Here is a 10,637-nt window from a genome sequence, read left to right as displayed (position 1 = left end):
GGCCTCGGCCGCGGCGGGGGCGGCGTCGACGGATGCGAGGGCTGGGGTGGTGAGCGTCAGTGTTGCGGCCGCCGCGAGGGCGGTGCCGCCGAGAATCAGTCGTTTGGACACGCTGCGACGGTAAGGGCGGCGCCTTGCGCGGGGATTGCCCTCGGCTTGCAGGGGTTCGGTGTGCGGGCGGCCGAAGGCCGTCACGGGACGACGTTGACGTCCTTCCCGTGACGGCACCTCACCGCCGGCTACCGGTAGGTGATGTCGGAGGAGGAGTAGATGCAGTTGGTGCCGTCGGCGCCCGTACCCACCTGGGTGGGCTCGTCGCCGGTGTTGTTGCCCCGGTACTTGCGGCAGATCACCATCGCCCGGCTCGGATCGTTGACGATCGTGATGCCGGTGAACCGGGCGGTGTCACCGTAGTTGGTGTTGATGCCGGCCACCGTGTTGCCCGGCCGGGTCAGCGTGACGTTCCGGATCACCACGTTTCGCTGGTACTGCGACGAGCAGTTCCCGCACGAACGGTAGAACGTGCCGAAGTTGTTCGCCTGGAAGTTCTGGACGGTCAGCGTCCCGGGCCCGTTGTGCTGGAAGACCTTGTCGCTGGCCGCGCGGGCACCGCCGCCGTCCACCAGGAAGGAGGGCGAGCCGCTGCCGCGGAACGTGGCCGCGTCCTCGCCGACGTCCTCCCACCACACGTTGCGCAGCGTGCAGGGGCCGCTACAGTGCACGCCGTCGCCGGCGGGCGCGCCGATGATGACGTTCGACAGGGTCGCCCCGGAGGCCAGGCTGAACATCGGGTCCTGGTCTTCCTCCTGGCCGCCGTCGCCGATGCAGCAGTAACGGCGCATGCCGCCGTCCAGGCCGCTAGCCGGTACCTGGATGGTGCCGTTCACGCTGACCTGCCCTGTCGGCGTCGGCCAACTCGTGGGCGGTGGCTGGCTGCCGACCTCGAAGTCGAGGTGGTCGACGTTGGGCAGGCCGTTGGCGGTGGTCGGGTTCAACCGGATGGTGTTGCCGCCCGCGTTCACCGAGACGGTCAGCGTCTTGGTGACCCAGGTCGACCACGCGCCGGTGCCCTCGAACGACGGGGTCTGCACGGTGGACCCGTTGACGATCAGGCCGGCGGGCCGGGCCGTGGTGGTGCCGTTGGCGAAGCGGATGCCCAACGTCGCGGTGCCGGCGGCGGAGGCGTTCACGGTGAACTGGGCGTAGGCGCCGCTGGCGTTGTTGCCGTTGCAGAAGCCGCTGGCGGTGTAACCGGCCCAATTGGAGTCGATGGTGCCGGTGCAGACCGCAGGGGAGCTTTCGGCCTCGTACCGGGTGGGGGCGGCTTGCGCCGACGACGGTGACAACGCGACGAGTACGCCGGCTAACAGGCCGGCGCACGCGAGGACGGCTTTCAGGCGCATCGTTCGCCTCCGTGGGGGGTTGGCTGGTCCTACGATGAGCGGTTCCGGGCGGAGCTTCCGTAAAGCGCTCGGCAGGCTGCGGTAAGCGCTTTCCGAAGGCGGTGAGCCGAGTTAAGCACGCACCGCCGGGCCTGGAAAGCTCACCGCGGCCGGCCCGCCATGGGCGCGGCCCGGCGAACGGCACGTCAGCCGAGGTCACCAGCCGTGAGAAGAGCCTTGACCGGCGGTGAAACTTTCACTTCCGGGGGCTGACCCAGGTGAGCCGCCGCCCCTAGTTCGTGACGAGCCCGCCGCAGGTGAAGCCTTTCTCCCGCTCGGGGTCGAGCTGGATGTCGCCGAGATTGGTCGTCTCCATGGGCCGGCGGAAGGTCTCGAGCTTGTCGCAGTCGTAGAAGACGTACGTGCCGTCGCTCTCGCCGAGCAGCATCATCCACCGGCCGTCGTAGAGCGGCTTGTCGTCCTCGGCGTTCTTGATGACGGCCCACTGGTCCTGGAAGCCGACGTAGCCGAGCAGGTCGTTGGCCTGGCCGGTCTCCTGGACCTCGACCGCGCCCTTGACCATCGCCAGGATCAGCAGGAAGCCCAGGCCGATGCCGGTGAGGGCGCCGACGAGGACCTTCGTGGCGGCGCGCCCGACCGGCCTGCGGCGCAGCAGCCGGAACGGCACCAGGAACGTCAGCACCCCGAGCCCGACGGCGATGACGACCATGACGGCGAGGTCGAGGTCGCCGACGATGTTGAACAGTCCCCAGTAGGTCGCACCGCACCACAACGCGGCGATCAGGGCGGCGATCCACGGGCGCCGCCGGATGCCTCCGACGAGCCTGCCGAGCGCGCCACCGGTCAGCCTGTCGGCCAGCCAGCAGAACCCGACGATGAGGCCGAGCGTGGGGACGCTGATCAGCAACATCAGGACCAGGGTGCCCATGAGCCGGCCCAAGAGGACGGACTGGTCGATTCCCGCCTGCTGTGGATTGATGCCGAAGACTCCGTACATCTCTTCGACGCCGAGGTAGAGCACCGCGTAGAGCGCCACGCCGATGGGGACGATCACGGAGCCGATGCGCTCGAGCAGCCCGAGAACGCTGCCGTCGCTCTCGTCCTCCGGGGAGGTGGCGCTCTCGGAAATGGGGGATATGTCAGTGCGGTCTACCGCAACGTGGTGACTGGACATGGCGCCCGAAGATAGAACCCGTGCGTCGACGGATCGTTGACAAAAGATAGACGCCCTCGGTTCGGGACCGGAACGGTCAGCGCGGACGGCCGAGGGGACCGAGTGCTGGGGAGCGCCGCCGGCCGGAAAATCGTTCGCTGTCCCCGCTCACGCTGCGGCAACATGGCCGAGGCGGTGTCGCACTCGGGGAGGGCGGATGGCGATGCTCGGATCGATCGGGGAATCCGAAGAGGGCTCATCTGGACGAAAGTCGGCGGTCCTGCTGGCACTGCGCTACTACTGCGGTGAGCTGAGGCGCCAGTGGCGGGTCGCGGTGCCCGCGCTGACGCTGCCGGCGCTGGGGAACATCTGCCTGTTCTATCTGGCGCCGTTGGCGGTGGCCGGGCTTGTAGGACATTTGGCCGGTGGCGGGGACGGTTCCATCGCGGCGCTCCTGCCTTACGTGCTCGCCTTCGGCGCGGTGCTGCTGGCGGGCGAGGCGCTGTGGCGGGTGGGGCTGCACTTCCTGAACCGCGCGGACGCCCGGGGCATCGAGCGACTGGGCGTGGTCGGCATGGACGCGCTGCTGACCAAGGACACCGCGTTCTTCCATGACAACTTCGCCGGTTCGCTGACCAAACGGGTGCTGGGCTTCTCCTCCAGGTTCGAGGACTTCGCCGACACGCTCACATTCTCGATCATGGCCAAGGTGGTGCCGCTGGCCTTCGCCTCGGTGGTGCTGTGGCAGTATCACCCGCTGCTGGTCCTCGTTCTCGTGGGCCTCATCATCGTCACCGGATTTCTCGTCGCCCCGCTGATCCGCCGTCGCCAGGTGCTGGTGGACGAACGTGAGGCCGCCAAGGTGCTGGTGTCGGGCCACGTCGCCGACGTGCTGGCCAACATGGAGACGGTCCGCGCGTTCGCGGCCGAGGATCGCGAAGCCACCGAGCACCGGGCCAGGGTCGCCGAGCAGCAGAGGCTGTCGCTCCGTTCCTGGGACTACGGCAATCTCCGGGTGGACACCGTCGTCGCCCCGCTGTCGGTCCTCACCAGCGCCGTGGGCCTGCTCCTCGCCGTGTGGCTCCGTGGCGGGCTGGGCGTGGAGGCCATCGTGGTGACGTTCGCCTACTACTCCAACACGATCAGCATCATGTTCGAGTTCAACCAGATCTACCGGCGCATGGAGAGCGTGCTCACCGAAGCCGCCCAGTTCACCGAGCTGCTCCTCGTGCCGGCGACCGTGGTGGACCCGGCCGACCCGCAGCCGCTGCGCCCGGCGGACGCGGGCGTCCGCTTCGAGCGGGTGACGTTCGGGCATGCCGGGGGCCCGCCCCTGTTCGACGACCTGGACCTGGACATTCCCAGCGGCACCAAGATCGGACTGGTCGGCCGGTCCGGCGGCGGCAAGACCACCCTCACCCGGCTGTTGCTGCGCCTCATGGACGTCGACGACGGCCGGATCCTGATCGGCGGCCAGGACATCGCTCGGCTGCGCCAAGCCGATCTGCGCAGCCTCATCGCCTACGTCCCCCAGGAACCCGCCATGTTCCACCGGTCGGTACGTGACAACATCGCGTTCGCCCGGCCGGGCGCCACCGATGCCGACATCCTCCGGGCGGCGCGGGCGGCGCATGTCATGGAGTTCGCCGAGGCTCTTCCCGACGGCTTCGACACCTTGGTCGGCGAGCGTGGCGTCAAGCTCTCCGGCGGCCAGCGGCAACGCGTCGCCCTCGCGCGCGCCATCCTGCGCGACGCCCCGATCCTGCTGCTGGACGAGGCGACCAGCGCCCTGGACTCCGAAAGCGAAGTCCTCGTCCAAGAAGCCTTGTGGCACCTGATGCAGGACCGCACGGCGCTCGTGGTCGCGCACCGCCTGAGCACCGTCGTCCGCATGGATCGGCTCGTCGTGCTCAACCGGGGACACGTCGTGGAGCAGGGCACCCACAGCGAGTTGCTCGAGGCCCAGGGTCCCTACGCCCGGCTCTGGCACCACCAATCCGGTGGCTTCCTGGTCGACGACGACAGCCAGAACGTGCTCCAGCCATGACCGGGGCGGATCGCGGCGCCGGCTCAATGCCGTTGGACACAGGAGTTCATCTGCACGAAACCTATAGCGGGATCGTGCTGGGTTAGAGTCCCGCCATCCTCGACAACGTTGACCCCTTCATCGGCACCGCGGCGACCGACCTGCCTCTAGCGCAAGGTCTGGCCGCCACTTGGTGGTGGCCGAAACCGCAGGTAGGCAACACGCACCCGGGCGCCACGTCGCCGCTGGGCATGGTTTCGGCCTGTGCCTACTCCGGCGCGTACCCCACCGGGTACGGGCGGTACACGAAGAACACCGAGGGTGTGCCCGAGGAGATGTTCGAGCAGCTGCAGGCGTCCGGGTTCACCCACTTCCAGCAGTCCGGCACCGGCGCGATCCGCAAGTACTACAACTACGTCCGGGTCACCCCGATGGTGCAGCCGCTGGACGTGCTGGGGGAGGCCTGGCCGCTGCGCGACGAGGTGGCGGAGGCGGGCTACTACGCGGCCACCCTGGCCACCGGGGTTCGCTGTGAGCTCACCGTGGGCACCAAGGTCGCCGTACATCGATACACGTTTCCTGAGCACAGCAGCGCCCGCGTCGTGGTCGACCTGTCCTGCGGCGGCCTGGACGTCGAGCTCGGCCGTACGGTGCCGTTGCGGGCACAGGTGGAGAGCATGGGCCACGGCCGGGCCCAGGGCACGGTGGTGATGGAGGGCGTCCCGCTGTCGGTGTACCTGGACGTCGACAGCCCGGGCTGGCGGCAGATGCTCTGGTACGACCGGCGGCTCATCGACGGCGGCACTCGCCTGGACTTCGACAGCATCCGGCACACCACGCTGCGGCCCTTCGGCATGCTCTTCATGGGCCCGGCCGCACCGGGGCAGACCATCGAGGTGCGGCTCGGGTTCTCGCTGCGCGGGTGCGACCAGGCGCGGCAGAACCTGGAGCGCGAGTGCGGGCAGGGCCGGCCGGCGTTCGACGCGGTGCGGTCCCGGACCCAGGCCCGCTGGGGCGAGCACCTCGACCGGGTCCAGGTCGAGGGTGGTACGCCGGCCCGCCGCACCGTGCTCGCCACGGCGCTCTACCATTCGCTGATCAAGCCGTGCTTCGCCGACGACGAAAGCCCGTTCTGGCCGACCCCAGGACCCTTCGCGTTCGACGTGTGCACCATGTGGGACATCTACAAGACACAGCTGCCGCTGCTCGCGGCCATCGCCCCGGACCGGGCCACGGACCTGCTGGAGTCGCTGATCCGGGTCTGCGAGGAGGAGGGCAACTTCCCCATCGGGTACCGGATGGCCCGCGGCGCCGACCGGTTCTTCCGCCAGGCGAGCGCGCTCGTGCACACCGCGCTGGCGGACGCCCACGCGCTCGGCCGGGCGGGCCTGGACTGGAACTGGGCGCTCGTGCACATGGTCGGTGACCTGCGTCGTATGTACGGCGAGGACTTCTTCGAGCACGGAGTGGTGCATCCGATCACGCACACCCTCGACCTCGCCTACGCCCACCACTGCACGGCACAGGTCGCTCGGGCGCTGAACGACAAGAGCCTCGCCGACGACCTCGAGAACCGCGGCCGCCAGTGGTCCAACGCCTTCGACCCGAGCACGGGACTGCTGCGCGACTCGGAGTTCTACGAGGGCGGCAAGTGGAATTACTCGTTCCGGTTGCTGCACGACATGGCCGCGCGGATCGCCCTGGCCGGCGGCGACGAGGCCTTCGTCGACAAGCTGGACAGGTTCTTCGGGTTCGGCGCCGCACCGGTGACGCAGCCTGGCCGGCGCCCGCAGGCGGCGGAGATGGCGGCCGGATACGCCCTGAACCGGTTCGAGGGATTGAACAACGAGCCCGACATGGAGGCGCCGTGGGCATACCACTACGCGGGCCGCCCCGACCGTACGGCCCAGGTGGTGCACGCGGCGCTGACCTGGCAGTTCGGCACCGGACCTGGCGGGCTGCCGGGTAACGACGACTCCGGCGGCCTGAGCTCGTGGTACGTGTGGGCGTCCCTGGGACTGTTCCCCGTCGCGGGGCAGAACCTGTTCCTGGTCAACGCGCCCGCGTTCGCCCGGGCCGTACTGCGGGTCGGCGGCGGTGAGTTCGTCATCGAGACCAGCGGCCACCGCGAGACGCCGGTCGGCGTCGACGGCATCGATCGCGACTCACCGGCGCAGTACGTCCAGTCGGCGACCCTCAACGGCAAACCCCTGCACGCGACGCACCTGAGCGCCGACACCGTGCACCGCGGCGGCCTGTTGCACCTGCGGCTGGGCCCCGAGCCATCGGCGTGGGGATGGGGGATCCGCCCGCCGTCCCTGTCTGAACCACCCGCAACACCGGAGGTAACGCGATGACCCACCCCAGTCGCCGTCTCGTCATCGTGGTCAGAGCCGACCCGGTCATCTGTGGCCACTCCGGCGAGGCGCGTAACCTCGCCGAGGTGGCGCTGACCCGCGGGTACGACGATGTACGGCTGCTGACCTGGCCGATTGCGGCGCTGCAGGCGGCCGGGCTGCCGCTCAAGCCGCTGGACCGGCTGTTGCCGTACAGCGCCGGGATCACCGTGGAGCGGCCTGAGGCCGTGGGCGACTACCGGGTGCCGGACGGGCGTCACCAGGCCGGCCTGACCGGCCGGCTCGTCGAGCTGCTCGCCGAACCGGTGCCCACGACCTGCCTGTCCATGTACCTCGCGCCGCACACCTCGGTGGTCATCGACGCGGTCGCGGCCGCGCGCGCGGCCGGGTACGCGCCCGACGTGCACACCGTGGCGAAAGCGGTCGGCTCCGACGTGACCAACGTGATCCGGTCGTGTCTGCGGGAAGGCCGGTTCGGCGCGGCGACCGTGCTGTTCACCACGTTCCTGGCCAACGACGAGGTCGTCGCCGTCTCCGAGTACACCCGGGAGGAGATCGTCGCCTCGGCCGAGCAGGTGGACGCGCACTGCGGCACCACGTTCGCCGAACAGTGTCGGCGCCGCGTGACCGTCAGCTACCCGCCGATCGACTCCGGCGCCTTTGTCGGCCTGGACCCGGCGCACGTGGACGCCGCACTCGCGCGACGCGGTCTGGAGCGTGACAAGTACATCCTGTTCCTGTCCCGGGTGACTCAGGCCAAGGGGATCTACGACCTGCTGGCCGCCTTCGGGCAGATGCGCTGCCGGTCGCGCGTGAAACTGGTCGTCGCCGGCACCGGGCCTGCGCTGGAGCACGTACGGGAGATGGCCAAGGTGGACGACCGGGTGGTCTTCCTCACCGATGTCGACGACCACGAGAAGGCGCTGCTCATGCGCGGCTGCGCCGCCTACGCCCTGCCCACCAAGCCCGAGCCCGACTTCGTCGAGACGTTCGGCATCGCCCTGGCCGAGAAGATGCTGGCCGGAGGCGGCCCGATCATCACCACCATGACGGGCGGGACCCTCGAGGCGGTGGGCGACACCGCCGTCATCGTCGAGCCCGGGGACGTCGCCGGCCTGGCCGCGGCCGTGGACCGGGTGGTCCTGGACATGTCCGCCGCCGAGCGGCAGGACCTGGAGCTTCGTGCCCGCGCCCGCGCGATGTCCTTCGACCGGGGTGTGGTGTTCGACCAGCTGTTCCCGCAGGAGGCGCCCGCCGTCGGGGTCGGCTGACCCCGGGCTGGCTGTGGTAACCGTCAGCCGGAGGCCGCCGGGTCATCAGGATGTCGGTCGTGGGCCGGCAGGAGGGCGGTGGCGCGGGCGCGGAACAGAGCGCGTTCGCGTTCGTTGCGGGTCAGCTCGGCGGCGCGGCCGAACTCGGCCGCGGCCTCCTCTGCCCGCCCCAGCTTGGCCAGCAGGTCCCCGCGGACGGCGGGCAGGTGAGCGTAACCGCGCAGCGCGCGTTCGCCCTGGAGGGAGTCGGCGATCTCCAGCCCGCGGGCGGGACCGTGGGCCATGCCGACGGCGACCGCGCGGTTCAGCTCCACGATCGGCGACGGAGTGACGTGGGCGAGCAGGCGGTACAGGGCGGCCATCCGTTCCCAGTCGGTCGCCTCAGGGGTCAGGGCGCGGGCGTGGCAGGCGGCGATGGCGGCCTGCAGGCTGTACGGCCCCAGCGTGCCCAGCGCCTCGGCGCGACCCAGCGCGGCCAGCCCCCGGCGGACGAGCAGCCGGTCCCACCGGCTGCGATCCTGGTCGAGAAGCAGGATGGGAGCGCCGTCCGGCGCGGTCCTGGCGGGGATGCGCGACGCCTGGATCTCCATGAGCGCCAGCAGCCCATGTGCCTCGGGCTCGGCGGGCATGAGCCCGGCCAGGACACGGCCCAGCCGCATGGCCTCCTGGCACAGGGACGGCCGGATCCAGTCGTCGCCCGCGGTGGCCGCGTAGCCCTCGTTGAAGATCAGATAGATGATCTCCAGTACGGAGGCGAGCCGGTCGGGCAGCTCACCCGGCGGCGGCAGGTCGATCATGACCTTCTTGTCGGTGAGGGTGCGCTTGGCGCGGAAGATCCGCTGGCCCACGGTCGGCTCGGGCACGAGGAACGCCCGCGCGATCTCCTCGGTGGTGAGGCCGCCCAGGAGACGAAGGGCGAGGGCGAGCCGGCCCTCGGTGGGCAGCACCGGGTGGCAGACGGTGAAGATCAGGCGCAGCAGGTCGTCACCGATGTGGTCGTCCAGCGCGTCGTCGAGTTCGGCTTCGGCCCGTTCTTGACGGAGCTCCATGTCCCGTCCCACTTCCTGCAGCTTGCGCTCGTAGGTGTCGCGGCGGCGGAACTGGTCGATGGCGCGATGCTTGGCGGTCAGCATCAGCCAGGCGCCCGGATTGTTGGGTACGCCCTTGCGCGGCCATTCTTCGAGGGCGGCCACGAGCGCGTCCTGCGCGAGTTCCTCCGCCAGTCCGATGTCGTGGACCATGCGGGCCAGACCGGCGATGACCCGGGCGGACTCGATCCGCCACACCGCCTCCACCGCCCGATGGGAATCGGCTACCGTCATGCGTCCTGGATACAGCATCCGGCCGCGGGACGCGTGCGCGTCCCGCGACCGGGGCGGCGAGTCAGGCGGGAGGGGCGAAGTCCTCGGGCCCGAACAGCCGCAGCACGTCCGCCTCGCCCTCCCAGCCGGGCCAGAGATCACGGTGCAGCTTGACGAAGCGAGAGGCCCACTCCACGGCCTCCTCCTTGGTCTTGACCTCGTAGAGCGCGTAGCTGATCAGTTCCTTGGCCTCGGCGAACGGCCCGTCGGTGACGGTCAGCCGGCCCCCGGACACCTCGACTCTGGCTCCTTCCGCGCTGGGCGCCAAGCCGCTGTTGTCGAGCAGGGCGCCGGCCTCGGTGGCCTGCTGGCCGAGCTTGAAGATGGCCTCCATGAGGTCCGCTGGCGGCGGCTCTTCGGGCTGGGCGGAGACTTTGAGTGTGACCAGGTAGCGCATGGTGTTCTCCTCGTGTGAGTTGACGAGCGGTGCAAGTGGCAGGTCAGGCGGCGTTGCGGGACAGGCTCAGCGACACTAGCGACAGCCAGCTCCAGACCGCCACGATCCCGGCGATGAACGTGATGGTGGCCCAGGCGACCCCGCCGCCACTGGCGATGCCCAGGAAAGCGCCCAGGAACAACGTGCCGGTGACGCGGGAGTAGACGGCCCAGCCCCTGCGGCCCTCGCGGGCGAACCGGGAGGCGATGACGTAGCAGGCCGCGACCATGCACAGGAACCCGACACCGCCGACGGCCATGTGCAGGATTCCGGAGGGGGTGATCGTGCCGGGGCCCTCGGGCGTTCCGGCAGGGAAGCCCATCGCCGGGTCGGCCGGGAAGATCGCGGCACCGATCATGCTGGCGCCGAACGCGCCGACCAGCCGGGGCGCCCACCGCGCGCCCCGGCCGGGGGACAGCGCGCGGCGCAGTCCGGCGGCGCAGGCGATGGTCGCCAGGGCGGTGATGACGAAGTTGGCGGTCTGGATCCAGCCCAGGTCGCCGTTGGCCAGGAAGCTCCAGGGGTGGCGGGCCAGGTCGAAGCCCTCCCGGGTGAGCGCCTGGGCCAGGGCGATCGTCACGTACAGCGGACCGGCGACGACGCCGAGGCCCAGCAGGGGGCGCACGGGGG

At 70.3% G+C, this 10,637-nt stretch carries 8 protein-coding genes; 3 read left to right on the top strand and 5 right to left on the bottom strand.

Going from position 1 to position 10,637, the window contains the following annotated elements:
• Positions 1 to 239: 239 nt before the first annotated feature.
• Both ETD86_RS48815 and ETD86_RS48810 read right to left on the bottom strand, forming a co-directional pair.
• Complete coding sequence (locus tag ETD86_RS48815; protein ID WP_138673443.1) at positions 240 to 1,403, bottom strand: pectate lyase; 1,164 nt, start codon at positions 1,401 to 1,403, stop codon at positions 240 to 242.
• Positions 1,404 to 1,674: 271 nt separating this feature from the next.
• Positions 1,675 to 2,577: a hypothetical protein gene (locus ETD86_RS48810; protein WP_138673442.1), complete on the bottom strand. Its 903-nt coding sequence runs from the start codon at positions 2,575 to 2,577 to the stop codon at positions 1,675 to 1,677.
• Between the two features lie 196 nt (positions 2,578 to 2,773).
• On the opposite strand from ETD86_RS48810, the gene ETD86_RS48805 reads away from it, so the two are divergent.
• From ETD86_RS48805 to ETD86_RS48795, 3 genes are all read left to right on the top strand, one after another.
• The gene (locus ETD86_RS48805; RefSeq protein WP_246149418.1) at positions 2,774 to 4,603 is read left to right on the top strand and encodes an ABC transporter ATP-binding protein; all 1,830 of its coding nucleotides are present in this window, start codon (positions 2,774 to 2,776) and stop codon (positions 4,601 to 4,603) included.
• Between the two features lie 95 nt (positions 4,604 to 4,698).
• On the top strand, positions 4,699 to 6,939 hold the full coding sequence (locus tag ETD86_RS48800) for a GH92 family glycosyl hydrolase (protein ID WP_138673441.1): 2,241 nt from the start codon (positions 4,699 to 4,701) through the stop codon (positions 6,937 to 6,939).
• On the top strand, positions 6,936 to 8,210 hold the full coding sequence (locus tag ETD86_RS48795; protein WP_138673440.1) for a glycosyltransferase family 4 protein: 1,275 nt from the start codon (positions 6,936 to 6,938) through the stop codon (positions 8,208 to 8,210). The genes ETD86_RS48800 and ETD86_RS48795 overlap by 4 nt, the downstream gene beginning before the upstream one ends.
• A gap of 23 nt (positions 8,211 to 8,233) precedes the next feature.
• On the opposite strand, the gene ETD86_RS48790 is transcribed toward ETD86_RS48795, so the two are convergent.
• The 3 genes from ETD86_RS48790 to ETD86_RS48780 all read right to left on the bottom strand — a co-directional run.
• On the bottom strand, positions 8,234 to 9,532 hold the full coding sequence (locus ETD86_RS48790) for an RNA polymerase sigma factor (protein ID WP_138673439.1): 1,299 nt from the start codon (positions 9,530 to 9,532) through the stop codon (positions 8,234 to 8,236).
• Positions 9,533 to 9,593: 61 nt separating this feature from the next.
• Positions 9,594 to 9,968, bottom strand: a complete 375-nt coding sequence (locus ETD86_RS48785) for a YciI family protein (RefSeq protein WP_138673438.1) — start codon at positions 9,966 to 9,968, stop codon at positions 9,594 to 9,596.
• Between the two features lie 43 nt (positions 9,969 to 10,011).
• Positions 10,012 to 10,637, bottom strand: a 626-nt coding sequence (locus ETD86_RS48780) for a DUF998 domain-containing protein (RefSeq protein WP_342779357.1), incomplete at its 5' end; no start/stop codon positions are given.

This window comes from Nonomuraea turkmeniaca (assembly GCF_005889735.1).
GTDB classification, from domain to species: Bacteria; Actinomycetota; Actinomycetes; order Streptosporangiales; family Streptosporangiaceae; genus Nonomuraea; species Nonomuraea turkmeniaca.
The sequence above is the reverse complement of the archived record's forward strand: the minus strand, read 5'-3'. Positions and strand labels throughout refer to the sequence as shown.